Here is an 18728-nt window from a genome sequence, read left to right as displayed (position 1 = left end):
CATGTTATTTAATTCCATTGAGTATCTGCTATTTCTCCCTGCAGTTTTTTCCCTGTATTGGTTTGTGTTCAAAAAAAATGTTGTTGTACAGAACATTTTCCTCATTGGTGCCAGTTACCTCTTTTACGGTTGGTGGGATTGGCGGTTTCTGTTGTTGATTTTCCTCAGTACGGTTGTCGACTTTTTTGTTGGACAAAAGATTTACCAGAATATCGATGTTAAAAGGAAGGCCAGGTATTGGTTATGGGTCAGTATGGCCTTTAACATTGGCATGCTAGGTTTTTTTAAGTACAGTAATTTCTTTGTGGATTCCTTTATTGACCTGTTCCACACCTTGGGTTATGACATAAAGAGCACTTGGACGCTCCAAGTTATTCTCCCGGTGGGTATCTCCTTCTATACCTTCCAAACCATGTCCTACTCTTTTGACATTTACTATAAAAAACTAACCCCTACCAAAAACTTTATTGCGTTTACGGCCTTCGTATCCTTCTTTCCACAATTGGTTGCCGGCCCAATTGAAAGGGCTTCCAATCTATTGTCTCAAATAGCGAATAGTCGGGTTTTTAATTATGCGCAGGCCAGTAGCGGTTTAAAGCTCATTTTGTGGGGTCTTTTCAAGAAAATGGTCATAGCCGACTCTTTGGCCCCGCTTGTGGATGATATTTTTGCCAATTACGGTACCTATTCCGCCTCTACCTTGATTATGGGGGTCTGTTTTTTTAGTTTTCAGGTCTATGGGGATTTTAGTGGATACTCCGATATCGCAATCGGAACCGCCAAGCTCTTCGGGATTGAGCTCATGTCCAACTTTAAGTTTCCCAATTTCTCTAGAAATGTGGCGGAGTATTGGCAGCGATGGCACGTATCGCTATCCACTTGGTTCAGGCATTATCTCTATATACCCATGGGTGGGTCACGGGTAAGCAAACTTAAGTCCGTCAGGAACATCATCGTCATTTTTGTGATCAGTGGTTTTTGGCATGGGGCCAACTGGACCTTTATCTTTTGGGGAGCGTTACATGCTGTATTCTACATCCCCGTTTTCTTAATGGGCAGAAACCGAATGTATGCGCATAATGTGGTGGGTGAAAATAGGATTTTCCCTACCCCATTTGAAATTTTCCAGGTGCTTTTGACCTTTGCATTGGTCACTTTTTCCCGCATTTTCTTTAGATCCCCCACCTTGACGGATTCCTTTCAGTACATAGACCAAATCATCAACAACTTTACCTTTGAATCCTACGTCAACCCTATGGGGTATAGGATGATGGACTATTATGTATTGCTGGCATTTTTTGTAATTTATGAATATCTGATTCGAAAAGACGAACGCAGTCCGTTCAAATTCAAATCCAAGACAGTGCGGTTTTTAATGTATACCATCATTGTACTGGCCATGCTCCTATTCTATGATGATGGGGTGAACCGTTCATTTATCTATTTCCAATTCTAGCGGTATGAAGAAGTTAGTGTTAAAATTATTGTTATACATATTTCTGATTCTTCTACTATTGGAGATTATGGTAAGAGCCTTTCATTTATATGCCGAAGACCCCCCACGATTTATAGATGATTTGGGTGTGGAAAAGCGTGTGCCAGGATATCGGGGCTATTCGGTTACCGGAAATCGCAATCAAAATTTTTCTGAGTTCAACATCAACAAGGCTGGGTTTAACTCCCACCGGGAATTTACCCCTTCCAAGGATAAATTTGAGATTGCTTTGATTGGGGATTCCTTTATAGAGGGATTCCACCAAGATTTTGACAACTCCATAGCCGTTAAGATAGAAGCGCAACTGGATGATACCGAAGTGTATCAATATGGCTATGCAGGTTATGATCTGGCCAACCAAATGCATCTCATCCACGCCTACAAAGAGCAGTTTGACCTGACTGATGAAATTATCCTGTATCTCAACTATCAAAGTGATCTTTACCGTGGTTCGTATGAACCCAACGTGGGGCGAATTAAAAAGTTATCCTCCACCATTTTTAAGGTAAGGGACAATATAAAGCTGCTTTCCTATGGTTCTAAAATTGGTGTTATTGAGCCTATCAAGAATTTGTTGACAGGACGATCTCTGGATGACAACCCCGACCAACGATTCCAGGAGCATTTGGAGAAACTGGAGCATCAAGAAACCCCGGAAACCCAAAAGGAGTTTTTGGACAACTTTAAAAGCCTCGTAGAGCTATATGGTTATGATAAATGCAAGACTACCCTTTTGCTCGACTCCAGAAAAACCAGCGATTCGTTTTTAAAGTATTGTAGGGATAACAATTTCAAGTACATCGATTTTGCACCTACTTTCGAGCTTTCTAAAGAACCGGTCACACTTATTTATGATCGGCATTGGAACAATCATGGGAGGGACTTGATCGCCAAGGTTGTATCCGACTATTTTAAAACCTTGGACAGAGCCCAAGATTGCGAGTAGCGGTGTGATGGAATCCTTAAACACTACCTTCAAACTCCTAAAAGGTATATTAAGCTTTTGGTAATAAAGATGGAATAAAAAGGAATCCAATCAAGTTTGCCATAATAAATAAAGACCAAAGCGTATTATGTTCGTCTGCAATACGCAATGGTCAAATCAATATCAAGCGGTAAAAGAAAGAGCCTTGTTGGGAGTTGTTTTCCCCCCAACAAAGCCGAGAGTCCGTTTCTAATAAAAACGGCCGCTTACGTTTCTTCTATTAATTCTATTGATAAAGTCATATCTCAGAAAAACTTCGAATGACCCATCATTGAATTGTGTACTTCCCAGAGTAGATGTTTCCACATCATAGGCAAGCCCCACTAGGAACTTTTCCGCAAACTTAACCCCAAAAAGGGCACTTACAGCGGAATCCAATCGATATGCCGCTCCTACGGAGAACTTGTCGTTAAAGGTCATATTGGCGGTCAAATCCACCTGAACAGGACCTCCACTTACAGCTCTAACCAAAAATCCTGGTTGCAACACAAGGCTAGGATTAATTTCATATCTGTACCCTGAAATCAAGTAATAGGTCATTCTATCCTTGGCCAAGAAGGAAGTTCCATCGGAGGAATTATCAAAATGCTCTGTTTCCAACAAACTTGGCACAGAAACACCCGCAAAGAATTTTTCCTGATAGTAATACACCCCTAGCCCCACATTTGGCGAGAACTTGCTATCTATATTGGGTAGATTGGGTTCTACGCCATAGTTTACCAGTTGGGTGAAATCCACATTCAGCAGTTCTCCACCAACATTCAGACCAAAGGCCAGACTGCCCTCACGGGAAGCTGGAATGGTATAGGAAAATGCGAAATTGAAATCGGTTTGCTGCACGGTTCCATCCCCAATATTGTCATTGATTACGGTCAATCCTCCCCCAAGTCTTTCAGATAATGGGCTTTCTATGCTTACTGTTTGTGTTTTTGGTGCTCCATCCAGGCCAATCCACTGTGACCTGTGCAATGCCGTAACACTTAGGACGTTGCCGGTACCAGCAAAGGCTGGATTAACCACAATTGTGTTCAGCATATATTGCGTATACTGTGGATCCTGCTGGGCATTGGCCAGATTGACAATTCCCAAAGCTGTGATTAACGTAATTATAATGGACTTTTTCATTGTAAGTTTTTCTTAAGTTTTTTATTGGTTAATGTACAAGTATCCAGAGGCATTTCTAGATCGACCTTCATCTACATAATTGATTATATAGAAGTATACTCCAGCCGGTAGTACATTTCCTTTATTAAGTGAAGCCCCTGTATTCGCAATTCCTGCAAAAGCGTTGGAACTGTTGTCATAATTATCCGTTCTGAAAACCGTTGCACCCCATCGGTTAACAATTTCCACACTGTTGTTGGCATACAATTCAATGTTCTCAATTCTAAATACATCGTTGATACCATCTCCATCAGGAGTCAAAATGGAATTCCCGATTTCAACACCACAGATGGTTCCTTGTGGCGGTGTTCCACCTTCCGAATCACATGGATCCAATGGATCGGTCTCATCAGCTACTTCCTGACCATCTTCAATGGTATCGCCATCGGTATCAGGGTTATCAGGGTCAGTTCCCAAAGTAACTTCCTCATCGTCGCTTAGTCCGTCATTATCCCTATCACAGAATGTTTCGGGTAGTGGAGTACCTCCAATAGAATCACAATCATCAAAAGGGTTGGTTCCATCAGTAACCTCTTGACCATCATTGATGGTATCACCATCCGTGTCGGCATTGTAAACTTCGGTTCCAAGGGTAAGTTCTTCACTATTGGTTAGACCATCGCTATCACAATCAGCCGCTGCCCAAATAGCATTTGCAGCATCATATCCCGTATAACCGGGAGATTGTACCGGGTCACAGGGATCGTTAAGATCTGTTCCATTATTTACCTCTGCATCGTCAACTATTCCGTCACCATCCGTATCACTGGATGCCTCATAAGGGTCGGTTCCGTTGGTAACCTCATCTCCATTGGTCACTCCATCACTGTCGCAATCCGCAGCAGCCCAAGTTGGGTTGGCAGCATCATATCCCGTATAACCCGGGGATTGAACCGGGTCGCAGGGATCCGCAGCATCTGTCCCATTGTTAACTTCGTTATCGTCGTCAATCCCATCTCCATCCGTATCAACCATTGAATAAGGATCCGTTCCATTGGTAACTTCCAAACCATTTGTAAGGCCATCGCTGTCGCAGTCTGCAGCTACCCATATCGCATTGGTAGCATCGTAACCTGTGTAACCTGCAGATTGGACGGGTAAACATGGGTCTAACGCCTCAGCTGGAGTAGCCTCCGCATCATCTGTGGTGCCATCGCCATCGGTATCCCCATTGTATGGATCTGTACCGTTGCTATTCTCATCCCCGTTCAGTACCGTATCGCCATCACAGTCGGCGGCCGCCCATGTCGCATTGGTGGCATCATAACCAGTGTACCCTGCAGCCTGTATTGGAAGACAAGGATCTACTGCCTCAGCTGGAGTTGCCTCAGCATCGTCTGTGGTGCCATCACCATCGGTATCCCCATTGTATGGATCCGTACCGTTGGTATCCTCATCCCCGTTCAATACCGTATCGCCGTCACAATCAGCGGCTGCCCAAATGGCGTTGGCGGCATCATAACCAGCATAGCCAGCTGCCCTTACAGGTAAACAAGGGTCCAGAGCCTCAGCTGGTGTGGCCTCAGCGCCATCTCCCGTACCATCGCCATCTGTATCGGCATCATAAGGGTCGGTACCGTTGGTGTCCTCATCCCCATTCAAAACCGTATCGCCATCACAGTCGCCAGCAGCCCAAATGGCATTGGTAGCATCGTAACCTGTATAACCTGCCGCTTGGACAGGAAGACAAGGATCTACTGCTTCTGCAGGAGTAGCCTCCGCATCATCATTGGTGCCATCACCATCCGTATCCACATTATAAGGATCGGTGCCGTTGGTGTCTTCATCCCCATTCAGAATTGTGTCAGCGTCACAGTCAGCGGCTGCCCATATCGCATTGGTGGCATCGTAACCTGTGTATCCTGCCGCCTGGACCGGAAGGCAAGGATCTAAAGCTTCGGCCGGAGTGGCCTCCCCATCATCAGTTGTGCCATCACCATCAGTGTCCGCATTATATGGATCCGTTCCATTGGTGTCCTCGTCTCCGTTTAGTACGGTGTCACCATCACAGTCCCCAGCGGCCCAAATGGCATTGGTAGCATCGTATCCCGTGTAGCCTGCTGGCTGAACTGGTAGGCAAGGATCTATTGCTTCGGCCGGGGTGGCCTCCGCATCATCATTGGTGCCATCACCGTCTGTATCCACATTATAGGGATCAGTGCCGTTGGTGTCTTCGTCCCCATTCAATACGGTATCACCATCGCAGTCCGCGGCTGCCCATATCGCATTGGTTGGATCGTAACCTGAGTAACCTGCCACTTGAACAGGAAGACAAGGGTTTAAGGAATTTGCTCCATCCGTAACATTGATTACGCCATCCCCATCATCATCGCATTCATCCGAAGTAACACCGGCATTAATGCTGCTCACATCAGCCTGACCAGCACCAGCAATGGTTGGAATACCATTTAAATCCACCGTATCACCCAAACTATCGTCTGCGTCCACATCGGCCAAAGTAAATCCACCATCTCCTTCCAAGGCGTCGACACAAGTATCGTTATCACTATCCGTATCGAAATGATCCGCAACTGTATCACTGTCAAAATCCCTATAGGCACAGTCCCAGGTCATGTCTGAAATCAGGAATGCCATAGCTTGGGCACTGGTGCTCACTTCTGTGGTCAAAAAGGAAAAAACCACCCGGTCAACCGCCTTGCCCAATGTGAAATTGACGTCACCAATATCGGTGTTCCCAGCAACTAGAGAGTTACCTTCAAAAACCCCACCACCCAGGTCGTCTACGGCACTTCCAAATGTATACTCGGTGGGATCCAACGCAAGTGTAGCCCCCTCCTTGAAAATACTGACAGTCAATCGTTCAGTGTAGGGATTACCAGCTGGGGCCTCTAAAGTTGTACGTTTGTCAATGTCCACAGCGCTAAAGGAAAGTCCCGTGACTGGACGATCAAACCTTATCTCATAAACTATCGGACTATCATCCAACTGTCCAATCTGCGACTGGAGTAACAGGCCGTCGGTACCATTGAAAGCCTGAGTGTTGGCGTTGTAGTTTGCCACTATGACAAAATCTGTATTCGAATTGTCGGCTGTGACCACGGTGCCATCAATGGTCGTGCTGGCAACGGAGGAAAAGTCATCTTCGGGGTCGCCACCCGTCCATACAGGAGGAGTGCCCCATACCAAAGCCGAACCCCCAACAGGGCAATCGTACTCATCAACATCCAGAATCCCGTCATTATCATCATCAAAATCCGCACCGTTCAGGACTCCATCCCCGTCAAAATCCTCATTGTCTGCCGTTTGGGCAAAAGCACTTGAGCTTATCAAAAACATTAGAAAGGTCAATAAACTAATTCCTTTCCCTTTTAAAATTGAATGAATCATCTGGTTATCTATTTATCATTTTTTCGTTAGTTCTATTAAATTGATCTATCACTTTTTAATGACCTTATAGTGGGTCAGTGAATTTATGGTGGTCACTGTCAAAAAGTAAACACCTTGGGACAGTGACGAGATATTCGTTTTCACAAAACCATTTGCATCTGTTTCCAGATTATGGTTCGCAACCAGCGCTCCATGGATGTCGAATACGCTTAGTTGTACTTTTTCAAAATTTTCAACGCCCACATACACGTTCAAATCCGATTCGTCAACAGGATTTGGATATACATAGCCCTTTGATCCAAGAATGATCAACTTTTCATAAGTACCTTGACAATCTTCTTCTGTACTGATCCTTACTTCGTTCTCATTCTTGTTAAGGTTTAATGTGATATCACTCTCGGACGTTTTAAAGATTTCACCATTGAGTTCCACCGTATATAAGTCTGATCCGGAAAGTTTCAATTCCACCTGATTTTCTGCCGTGACTGCACTGAGATCCACACTTAAGGGTTCAATGCCTTGCACTTGAAGGGTATAACACTGTTCAAAATTGAGAGCACCTGAAATTGTAATACACAATCCATAAGTTCCGGAGGGAAGATTCCCAAATTCCAAATTTTGTGTGAACTGCTCGCTTTCAAGCTCTGTCCCCGCATCATTGGTTAGTACCGCATTATAATTTAAAATGGCTTTGGCGCTTACCGAAATACTCCCATTTCCGCTTCCAATACAGGACTCACCGGTTACCATGACCTCGAAATTATCGGCATCCAGGGGAATGGTACATCCATTTTCATCCACTACAGCGCCAGGAGCAGTGTCATCACAGTCGTCTTCCAAATTTGGTATCCCATCGTTGTCCATATCATCATCGCAACTATCACCTATTCCATCCTGATCAAAATCTTCTTGTCCCGGATTGGCCGTTGTAGGACAATTGTCATCTCCATCCGCAATTCCATCATTGTCCATATCATCATTGGAAGTAAACTCATAAGGGTCGGTACCGCTGGTGACCTCTTCATCATTGCTCATCCCATCGCCATCGCAATCTGCTGCTTGCCATATGGTATTGGAAGCAACGTATCCGGAATATCCGGCACTCTGTACGGGGTCACAAGGATTGTTCAAATCCGTTCCGTTATTGGTTTCGTTGTCATCGTCAATGCCGTCGCCATCCGTATCAACGGAAACCTGATAAGGGTCGGTCCCATTGGAGTCCTCTTCCCCGTTGCTCACCCCATCTCCGTCACAGTCAGCGACGTTCCAGATGCCATTAGCGGCATTATATCCGGTGTATCCTGCACTCTGTGCCGGATCACAGGGATTGTTCAAATCTGTTCCGTTATTGGTCTCGTTGTCATCATCGATGCCGTCACCATCGGTATCACCTGAAACTTGGTAGGGGTCGGTCCCGTTGGAATCCTCGTCCCCATTGCTCACCCCATCGCCGTCACAGTCTGCGGCACTCCAGATGCCATTGGAGGCATTATATCCAGTGTATCCGGCACTCTGTACGGGATCACAGGGGTTGTTCAATTCTGTTCCGTTGTTGGTTTCGTTGTCATCGTCGATGCCGTCACCATCGGTATCACCGGAAACCTGATAAGGATCGGTCCCATTGGAATCCTCGTCCCCATTGCTTACCCCATCTCCGTCACAGTCCGCGGAACTCCAGATGCCGTTGGCGGCATTATATCCGGTGTATCCAGCACTCTGTACCGGATCACATGGGTTGTTCAAATCCGTTCCATCATTGGTCTCGTTGTCATTGTCTACACCATCGCCATCGGTATCACCGGAAACTTGGTAGGGGTCGGTCCCGTTTGTGTCCTCATTCCCATTGCTTACGCCATCTCCGTCGCAATCCGCGGCGCTCCAGGTGCCATTGAATGCATTATATCCAGTGTATCCTGCTGCCTGAACCGGGAGGCAAGGATCAAGCGCCTCTGCCGGACTAGCTTCAAGATTGTCCGTTATGCCATCTCCATCTGTATCATCGTTCACCGTAATAATCGCAGTATCGGTGTAACCTCCGTCATCCGTAGTAACTGTAATTGTTGCAGTCCCTGACGAAAGGGTATTTACTAGGCCATTGGTTACCGTTGCAACCGCTAAATTATCGCTACTCCATGTTATCGTTTGATTGGTGGCATTATTTGGAATTATTGTTGCAACCAAGGTCACTGATTCTCCCGTAGTCAGGCTTTCTGCGTTTGAAGACAGACTTACCCCTGTTACCGCAATATTTGAAGTTAACGGGTCTGGGACTGCTCCACCATTAACCCAGTATGAAGCTCTGCCACTCATAAAATCAGATAGAAGCGTGCGTCCGGGCACTGAAGGATGAATACCATCAAAACCTGGTCCTCCTATATCAAAATAGGTGGTATAATTTTGATGGGTGAAATTGTATAGGTCTACAATGGGATTCCCATCAATATTAATCTGTGAAGGGGTGTTGGCCAGTATTTTCGGAATCAAAATTTCCCGATTGTACGGTAAACTACCCAATTCTTGATTAGTTGCAATATCCTCTGCGATGGAATAGGTTCTAAAAGTAATGGGCATGAGGATTACATCCTCTTTCCGTGTTTGTCCAATAGCCGTGATCAGCGCATCGTAGTCATCGCTTATACTTTGAAGCTCTGCAGGGGTGGCGGTACTGTAAGGTCTTGTGGTACTTACATTATTACCCCCAATATGAATCATGAACAAGGTATTGGTGGTGTAGGTGCTCATGGCCGTTTGCACCTCGGTAATTATATCATTGATTTCATAGCCACTAAAACCGTAGCCATATACATCGACATTCACTCCATTCGCCTGCCATTCTGCTGTCCTGGTAGCATTGGGATTGTTTAAGTCCCGCCCAAAAGTCTGTTGAACAATAGAGGCACCAATAATAACAACCTTGTCATATTGGCCAAAGACCGATGATGAGATAATAAAGGTAAGTAGCAGTAAAAATTTACCAAATACTTTCTTTTTCATGTCTTAATTAGTGTTCTTGTAGGCCAACCAAATGGGGTAAAAATACCAATTGCAATCATTCCATCGGCAACCTTCTAATTTAGCTTCTTTTTTTTAAAGATTCTTTACATATTTTAAGTTGCAATCTTCTTTAACTATTAGCTTTTATCTTGCAGGTCTGAACAAAACCCATTTGCTTCAAACCACAATCAGGATTCCCTTTAATCCAATGCCTGGATAATAAACTCTGACCTTCTATTTTTAGAATGCTTTTCCTCGGAACAAGGTGTAATGTCATCGCATTCATTTTTCAATTTGCTTTCTCCAAATCCTTCATTCAGCACCTTGTCTTCAGATACTCCCTTGCTCACTATATATTCCCATGTTCGTTTGGCCCTTCGTTCCGATAACCATTGGTTATAATGGTCGCTTCCCCTAGAATCCGTATGCCCTTCAATTTTAATTATCAAAGATGGATTGTCCGTTAAAATCTGTGCTAGCTGGTCCAATACTTGCTTATCCTTTCGAGTCAGATAGGAAGAGTTCAAGCTAAAGAACACATTGCCCAGGCTTTCAATATCACTTCTTATCTTAGCTCTGCGGGCTTCTTGGGCTTCTTTTTTGGCTTTCTCAGCGGCTGCCAATTCAGCTGCCTCCTTTTCTCTTTTTAATCGTTCTGCCAACAGACGTGCTTCTTCCTCTGCTCTTTGCTGTTCCGCTATGGAATCTTGGATGCGCTGTTGCTCTTTTTCAATTTCGTCCAACAATGCTTTCTTTTCCTCACCTTTTCTGGAAAGTCCTTTTTCGGTTGCAAAGCGATAAGCCAACCCTACGGCATGCTGAATGTGATTGGAAGAGTTTTCGGTATTCATGGTCCATTTACCTGTGGAGCTAAAATCCAATCCCCAATGTTCAGAAAACCAGGTCCTAAATCCCAAGACAGCATTGTATGTTCCCCTACCTTGATTGTTGGCATCCGTATAACCTGCTCCAACGCCTACATATGGGTCAAAAAAACCAGTTTCCCCCAAAATCATATTTAGATCATAGCTGACTCTAAAATCCAGCCCAAGATAATCTATATCCTCAGTGTTGATTTGATTGTCCACAACTTTGCCCTCCTTGTACTTGTTATAAGAGGCAATTGCTTCCAAACCAATTCCATTCTTAAGATATCTCCCTATGCTAATCCGAGATGGGTAAGGAACCGTATTCCAACTGTCCTCAATATCAAAAAGGCTTCCAAATTCGTCACCGGAATCGTCAACGAAATTGGTTCCCACGGTAAAGATCCAAGAACTTTTTACGATACTGTCCTTTGCAGTCAATTCTGGCCGCTCCTGTGCCTTCAAATGAAGAGAAATCAAGCACATAGCTAAAATGAGCAGCGTTCTCAAAGTTTTCATAGCTGTGATTTGAGGTTATCTATGACAAAACTAAATTAAAGAGGGCAATTTACCAGTTTTGTACTTTCAAGTACCTCAATTTTTCGATAATAAGATGAAAGGCAAAAAGTATCGATAAGCTACCTCGCAACTTTCTGAATATCTACCTTTTTGGTAGTCAGAGGCATCTTAAATACGTAGAAGGGATTTGAGATTACGGTGGTTTGAATTTCTTCTTTGGAAGCGCTGCCCAATTCCAGTGCCAAAGATACGTCCGTATCTGTTTCGGCCACCCGTGCAATTACTGGTTTTGGTTGACCTTGATAATCGCCCAAACAAACCACAATAACCATTTCTTGAGAAAAATCCACCTGAGGAACTGGTAGACCCGGCTTTCTGGTGCGGTTGATTCGGGAATAGAACTTGTTAAGGGACTTGGCATCCTTTATGGCCTCTGCTTCATATTCCTGTATGCCGCTAAAACCATCCTGGGCTATCAGCACAATGTCTGGGTCGCCTTGGGATTGACCCTCTTTCTGCGCCTTACAGGAAGCCATGCAAACAAGTATAATTAACAGGGCGTACTTCATACATCAATAGGTGTTCTTGAATCTGTACTTAAAGGCTTTTTCGTAAACCTCCTCATACAAGGGCAAAATATTCAAAATATCGAACTTAGATGCCACTTTGAAGGCATTTTCCTTGAATTTTTCCAAAACTTCGTCATTACGAAGGATTTCCAATGCTTTTGCTGCCATAGTATCCACATCCCCAACATCTGCCAAATAACCTGATATTCCTTCCTTGTTCACCTCTGGAATACCGCCTGTATTACTGGATACGACCGCTACCCTATTGATCATGGCTTCCAAGGCAGCCAAACCAAAGCTTTCTGATTCCGAAGGCAATAAAAACAAATCACTAAAACAGAGAATCCTATCAATTTCAGTGCTATTCCCCAAGAAAACCACTTTTTCCTTTATTCCTAGATCGTCACACTGTTGCTCCGCGTATTCCTTTTCCGGTCCTTCGCCAACCATAATCAGCTTGGCAGGAATTTCCTTTTGGACCTTATAAAAGATGTTGAGGACATCCGGAATGCGTTTTACCTTTCTAAAATTACTGATGTGCGTGATGATCCGCTCATCATCATTGGCCATCAACGACCGCTGACAATCCGTATAATCCTGACTGTATTTGGAGCTATCTATAAAGTTAGGGATGACCTCTATTTCCTTTTCAATGGCAAAGGTATCCAAAGTATTCTGTTTCAATGCTTCAGAAACAGAAGTGACAACATCTGATTTATTAATGCTAAAGGTTACCGCCGGTTTGTAAAAAGGATGTTTACCCACCAAGGTAATATCTGTACCGTGCAGGGTAGTGATCATCGGAATAAAAACCCCTTCTTCCTGTAGCATCTTTTTAGCCATAAATCCAGCGTAGGCATGCGGAATGGCGTAATGCACATGCAAAAGTTCTATTCCGTAGAATTTAACAGTATCCACCAATTTGCTGGACAAAGCCAATTCATAAGGCTGATAATGGAACAAAGGATACTCCGGTACATGCACCTCATGAAAATGGATGTTATTACCCAGTAACTCCAGACGAACGGGCTGTTTGTAAGTAATAAAATGTATCTCGTGTCCGCGTTCGGCCAAGGCAATTCCCAATTCGGTAGCTACAACACCACTACCTCCAAAAGTGGGATAACAAACTATTGCAATTTTCATAGGAACAAATCTAAAGCAATATTTACATTCTAATTTATAATGGAATCATAAATAGCTTGCTGAATTCGGGTGCGCAGTCCTGATTTTACCAAAAGTGTGTTGGATGCAGAAGGGTATGTTCTGTTCGATAAAAACACATAAACCAGCTCCTCATCCGGGTCTGCCCAGGTGTAAGTTCCTGTAAACCCGCTATGTCCGAAGCTCTTTCTGGACACACAACCACAGGTTGGTCCTTTTTCTTTCAGTTGGGGCTTGTCAAATCCGACTCCCCTTCTAACATCCTTATGACAGAAGTAGCAGGTATTGAATTTTTTAATGGTACGCTCGTTCAAGAAACGAACCCCACCATACACCCCACCTTGGAGGTACATTTGCATGATCTTGGCCACGTCATTGGCATTGCTGAACAAGCCTGCATGACCCCCAACACCCCCTTGCATGGCCGCTCCCATATCATGCACATACCCTTGAATGGTCTGGTGCCTGTAATAGTTGTCCTCTTCCGAAGGGACTATTTCTTCTTTGGAAAACCTATCCAAAGGATTAAAGGTGGTCCTTCGCAATCCCATGGGAACATACAAAAAGTCATTGACCAATTTATCTATGGATTCTCCATAAGTTTCTTCTATGTACTTTTTAAATACATAATAGGCAACATCACTGTAGCGGTATCTGTTGGATTTTAGTTCTTGTCTCCCAATCCGATTGTATATGGAATCCTTATACGCATCGGTTAAATAGAGGTTGTCCGCCACCTTATAGGAATACCCTTCCGTAGGTGTGCTTCTGTAAAAATCAGGGGAAGGTCTTCTGTTTTTGGTCAAAGTCTGGATATAAAATGCAATCCAAGCTGGAAGTCGGCCGTAGTGGGACAAGGCTTTTAGTACAGTTACATCCTTTAATTCGGTTTCCTCATACTCTGGCACCAATTCCTTAAAGGTATTGTTCAACGCTATTTTTCCTTCTTCCTCCATCTTCATGATCATGGGCAAAGTCGATAGGATTTTAGTCAAGGAAGCCAAATCATAGATATGGGATTCGTCGATTATCTCTTCCGAGTTGTAGGTAGGTTTTCCGAAGTTCTTTTGATAAACCACCTTTCCTTTTTTTGCAATCAACACCTGTGCTCCAGGGTACATCAAAGAATCCAGTCCTTGCCTTACCAAACTATCCACAGCAGCCAGTTTTCCAGAACTCATGCCTACCCTTTCCGGGATGGTATACCCCAATCGTTGCAGCGGTTTGAGTTGAATCCCTGTATTTACCGGAAAATCTGGATGGGCCGATACCGGTAGCTTTCCATTGGCCCCGATAGCCCCAAAGATGACCTCCGCGACACTTTCCTGTGCAATCTCGCTATTTTGATACCCTACCACTAAAGCATCAATGGTATCAAATTTGGCAACATCCAATAGCGCGTACGGCTTTGCAAAAAGTGCCAGAATGGTGTTGCTGGTCCGCAATCTTGAAATTTCCTGAAGCCAGAACAATTCGTTTTTGGAAAATTTATAGGATTTCCAAGGGCTCGAATTGTTTTTATGAAAACCTATGATTACCAAGTTAAAAGGGGTCAATTGATTTCGGTAGCCCGCTGCATCCTTGGCCTTTATCTCCGTTACTTCTGCATATTGATTCAAGGTTTGAAGAAAGGTCTCGCCTGAATCATCACCAAAATGTACATAAGCAATTTTTTTGTTCTCCAATTTCTTGATTGGAAGCAATGAAAAATTGTTTTTAGCCACCGTTATCGCATTTTCCATGGCCTCTTCATGGAGGGCATCATTATCTACCGTATTCAAATCTTCGTAGAGTCCATCCAGCTTAATTGGCTTGTAATCATGAAGTCCAACCTTATACTTCGCCATCAAAATCTTTTTAACGGACATTGATAACCTAAATTCAGTAACAATCCCCCTATTGTAGGCTTCCACAAGCTTTGCCTTGGCCTGAAGTACATCTTTGGGCATCAAGAGCATATCATTCCCAGCAAGAAAGGCGTTGAGTTCCACTTCCCCCTCTGGTGCAAATTCAGCAACAGCATTCATGTTTAGGGCATCCGTGATTACCAAGCCCTTAAATCCCAATTCATTTTGTAAAAGTTCAGTAATCACCTGATCGGAAAGTGAAGAAGGTAGTCCGGCCCTCAAAAATTCCACTTGGGGCACCTCCAAATGGGCCACCATAACAGAACTGAGTCCATTATCTATTAGAGATTTAAAAGGAAGCAGTTCCACAGTGTCCAATCGCTGTTTAGTAGATGCAATTATAGGAAGGGATTTATGGGAGTCCGTTGCCGTGTCTCCATGACCGGGAAAATGTTTCCCGCAGGATAAAATCCCTGCTCTTTCCATACCGTCCATAAATGCAATACCTTTCTGGGCAACACTTTTGGGATCTTCCCCAAAGGAACGATTCCCTATAATGGGATTCTGCGGGTTGTTGTTTACATCGATATCCGGTGCAAAATTGATGTGAACCCCGAGTCTTTTGGCGTGTTTTCCAATTTGAAAACCTACTTTTTCAACAATACAGCTGTCCTTGATGGCTCCCAGGGTCATATTCCAAGGAAATGCATGGGTGGAGTCCAAACGCATGGCAAGTCCCCATTCGGCATCCAGACCTACCAGCAGAGGTGTTTTGGAAGCTTCTTGAAATTCATTGGTTAGGTTAGCTTGTCGAACCGGACCTCCTCTAGAAAAGACCACCCCGCCAATATGATGTTCCGTAATCAACTGCTTGATTTTGTCGCTGGCCTCCCTATTCTGGTTGGATGTGGCCATGACCATAAACAACTGACCGATCCGCTCTTCCAATGTCATGGCATTGTACTGGGCATCTACCCAGTTCTGCTGCGCCAAAGTATCGTTGGCCACCAACGGGTTATGTTGGGCCTGCATACTAATTAGAACAAATAAAAAGAGGGGAAAGTAAAAGTTTATCCGCATAAGTAACATTCTAGGGCATATACTTATTGCTGATAAAAATATTGCATTTCATCGAACAATGCACTGAAATTGGGATAATTTACAGATATCCTCTATAAAAAACGGGAATGCCAGCTTTCTTCGGCAGGAACTTCCCAATGTTCCAGATACTCCAATTTGTTGGCTACAAGGTTGTTAAAAACAATGGTGTTCTTGGAAATGGACTTTGCTTTTGCCATTTTTTTGAAGTCTTTCAAAGACTTATACGCAATGAACTCCCCTTGCTTGAAAGAGACATTCATTCGATCCATGAGTTCCACACCATATTTTTGCTCCAAACTTTGTATAAAATGGACGGAGGCATCAATAGAACAGCCTGAAGCACTTGATTGGGACTGATCCAATCCGATAATAATGAAACGCTTATATCGTATCTCGAAGCCTGCTTGTAAATCGCTTCCATGAGCAGTCCATTCCTGTAAGAAACTGGATAGTCCAGCTTCAATTTCCTTCAGTTCATCCTCTGTAAAGCTTCGGTTGGACTGATAAATCCATATTCTTGAATTATCCGCAAGGGATTCAAAGTCAATTAGCATGTTAAATAGAATTTGCAATAAGTTCGGCTACATCCAAAACAGTAACGCTGTCTTCCTTTTCATGTGCCTTAATTCCGTCAGTCATCATGGTATTGCAATACGGGCAGCCCGTGGCAATGATATGCGGCTTGGTTTCCAAGGCGTCCTTGGTTCGCATTACATTAATGTCCATATCCCCTTTTTCCGGCTCCTTGAACATCTGCGCCCCACCGGCTCCGCAACACAGTGCAGTTTTCTTATGGCGTTTCATTTCCACTATATCCGCATTGGTTTTCTTGAGCACCTCCCTTGGCGCTTCATAGACCGAGTTGGCCCGTCCCAAATAGCAAGGGTCGTGAAAGGTGATGCGTTTTTCTTTATAGACTTGGCCTTTCAAGGACAGACGTCCATCATCTAATAATTCCTTGATATATTGTGTATGATGGACAACTTCATAGTTCCCTCCTAGACCAGGGTACTCATTCTTAAGGGTATTGAAGGAATGGGGGTCACAGGTTACAATTCGCTTTATTTCGTAACCATTTAAAATTTCAATATTCATCATGGCCTGCATTTGGAACAGAAATTCGTTACCGGCACGCTTGGCCACATCCCCAGTACAACTTTCCTCGGGCCCCAAAACTGCAAAGTCCACATTGACTTTGTTCAATATTTTCACAAAAGCCCTGGAAATCTTTTTGGCCCTATCATCATAACTGCCAGCAGAACCCACCCAAAACAATATTTCGGGCTGTTTGCCTTCAGCCATAAACTCTTCCATGGTCTTCACCGTAAGTGCTTCACTCATAGGACTTCATTTATTCGTTTACCCAGTTCAATCGGTCCATTTGATTGTAAGGCCAAGGCGCCCCGTTGTTTTCAATATTGGACATCATATTGTTCAATTCTGTTGGCGCAGCGGACTGCTCCATGACCAAATACCTTCTCATCTCTACAATTATCGAAAGTGGATCTATGCTAACGGGACAGGCCTCCACACAGGCATTGCATGTGGTACAGGCCCAGAGTTCCTCTTTGGTAATATAGTCATCCAATAATTGCTTTCCATCCGAAACAAACTCGCCTTTATTGGCATCCATAATTTTGCCCACTTCCTCCAATCGGTCACGGGTATCCATCATAATCTTTCTGGGTGAAAGCTTTTTTCCGGTTTGGTTGGCCGGACATTCCGAGGTACATCTACCACATTCCGTGCAGGTATACGCATTCATCAACTGCACCCAACTCAAATCCATAACGTCCGAAGCTCCAAATTTCTCGGGTTCGGGGGCATCATCTGCAGGAGCAGCATAAGGATCCGCCGATGGATCCATCATCAACTTGACCTCGTTGGTCACTGCCTCTAAATTGTTGAATTGCCCTTGTGGCTTCAACTTTCCATAGAACGTATTGGGAAAGGCCAAAATAATATGGAGGTGCTTGGAGTAATAGAGGTAATTTAAAAATGCTAGAATGCCCAAAATATGAATCCACCAGGCACTGCGTTCAATCAAAATCAAATTGGAAATGGAAAAATCCTGGAATAGGCCAGCTATATATTGACTAACTGGAAAAGCTCCCGCCTTGACATAATGTGGAGCATCCAGCTGCTGCAATTGAAAATCGGCCGCATTCATGGTAAGGAACAGGCACATAAGCACCGTTTCTATATATAGGATCATATTTCCATCCTTTTTCGGCCAACCTTCCATTTCCGGCTTGATAAAACGCTGTAGTTTGATCGTATTTCTTCGAATCCAAAAAATTACTACCGAAACAATGACCAAAACTGCCAATATCTCAAAAGAACCAATCAAGAAGTCATAAACAGCTCCCATTGGCGCAAATATGCGATGGGTTCCCAAGATGCCATCCAAGATAATTTCAAGCACTTCAATGTTGATGATCAAGAAACCTGCATACACAATAATATGTAAGAGTCCAGCAATAGGTCTGACCACCATTTTGGTTTGACCCAAGGCAATGCGAAGCATGTTTTTCCAACGTTGGGGCTTGTGGTCACTTACATCCACATCCTTTCCCAAGTTGATATTCCTGGTTAGTTTTTTTACATTTTTGATGAAAAATCCGATTCCAAAAATCAGGGCTAGGGTGAATAAAATATTGGGTAAGTACTCCATCT

General features: G+C 43.9%; 12 protein-coding genes. 2 read left to right on the top strand and 10 right to left on the bottom strand.

All coding sequences use genetic code 11. The features are described from left to right. Position 1: 1 nt before the first annotated feature. Positions 2-1456, top strand: coding sequence for an MBOAT family O-acyltransferase (locus ACOOE0_RS12955; RefSeq protein ID WP_420399325.1), 1455 nt, complete (start codon positions 2-4; stop codon positions 1454-1456). Positions 1457-1460: 4 nt separating this feature from the next. Beyond that, entirely contained in the window at positions 1461-2441 is a 981-nt protein-coding gene (locus tag ACOOE0_RS12950; protein WP_420399324.1) for a hypothetical protein, read from the top strand. A 228-nt stretch (positions 2442-2669) separates the two neighbouring features. Here the strand turns inward: ACOOE0_RS12950 and ACOOE0_RS12945 are convergent, their stop codons facing one another. The 10 genes from ACOOE0_RS12945 to ACOOE0_RS12900 all read right to left on the bottom strand — a co-directional run bounded on the left by ACOOE0_RS12945 (position 2670) and on the right by ACOOE0_RS12900 (position 18726). Further along, the gene (locus ACOOE0_RS12945) at positions 2670-3605 is read right to left on the bottom strand and encodes a type IX secretion system membrane protein PorP/SprF (RefSeq protein WP_420399323.1); all 936 of its coding nucleotides are present in this window, start codon (positions 3603-3605) and stop codon (positions 2670-2672) included. A gap of 21 nt (positions 3606-3626) precedes the next feature. Continuing rightward, positions 3627-6992 carry a gliding motility-associated C-terminal domain-containing protein gene (locus ACOOE0_RS12940; RefSeq protein WP_420399322.1) on the bottom strand — a complete coding sequence of 1122 codons (3366 nt, stop codon included), beginning with the start codon at positions 6990-6992 and terminating at the stop codon, positions 3627-3629. A gap of 48 nt (positions 6993-7040) precedes the next feature. Further along, on the bottom strand, positions 7041-9986 hold the full coding sequence (locus tag ACOOE0_RS12935; protein WP_420399321.1) for an Ig-like domain-containing protein: 2946 nt from the start codon (positions 9984-9986) through the stop codon (positions 7041-7043). 200 nt (positions 9987-10186) lie between these two features. Then, entirely contained in the window at positions 10187-11371 is a 1185-nt protein-coding gene (locus tag ACOOE0_RS12930) for an OmpA family protein (RefSeq protein ID WP_420399320.1), read from the bottom strand. Between the two features lie 119 nt (positions 11372-11490). Then, a complete protein-coding gene (locus tag ACOOE0_RS12925; RefSeq protein WP_420399319.1) occupies positions 11491-11907 on the bottom strand; it encodes a hypothetical protein in 417 nt (138 codons plus the stop codon). 36 nt (positions 11908-11943) lie between these two features. Beyond that, complete coding sequence (gene bshA / locus ACOOE0_RS12920) at positions 11944-13086, bottom strand: N-acetyl-alpha-D-glucosaminyl L-malate synthase BshA (protein WP_420399318.1); 1143 nt, start codon at positions 13084-13086, stop codon at positions 11944-11946. Positions 13087-13115: 29 nt separating this feature from the next. Continuing rightward, complete coding sequence (locus ACOOE0_RS12915; protein WP_420399317.1) at positions 13116-16031, bottom strand: glycoside hydrolase family 3 N-terminal domain-containing protein; 2916 nt, start codon at positions 16029-16031, stop codon at positions 13116-13118. Positions 16032-16123: 92 nt separating this feature from the next. Continuing rightward, positions 16124-16606 (bottom strand): ABC transporter ATPase, encoded by a 483-nt coding sequence (locus ACOOE0_RS12910; RefSeq protein ID WP_420399316.1) that lies wholly within the window; start codon positions 16604-16606, stop codon positions 16124-16126. Position 16607: 1 nt separating this feature from the next. Next, complete coding sequence (locus ACOOE0_RS12905; RefSeq protein ID WP_420399315.1) at positions 16608-17393, bottom strand: (Fe-S)-binding protein; 786 nt, start codon at positions 17391-17393, stop codon at positions 16608-16610. A 10-nt stretch (positions 17394-17403) separates the two neighbouring features. Further along, the gene (locus ACOOE0_RS12900; protein ID WP_420399314.1) at positions 17404-18726 is read right to left on the bottom strand and encodes a 4Fe-4S dicluster domain-containing protein; all 1323 of its coding nucleotides are present in this window, start codon (positions 18724-18726) and stop codon (positions 17404-17406) included. Positions 18727-18728 lie beyond the last annotated feature (2 nt).

Source organism: Flagellimonas sp., from assembly GCF_965215805.1.
Classification (GTDB): domain Bacteria; phylum Bacteroidota; class Bacteroidia; order Flavobacteriales; family Flavobacteriaceae; genus Flagellimonas.
Note: the sequence above shows the minus strand (reverse complement) of the source record. Positions and strands in the feature narration are given on the sequence as shown.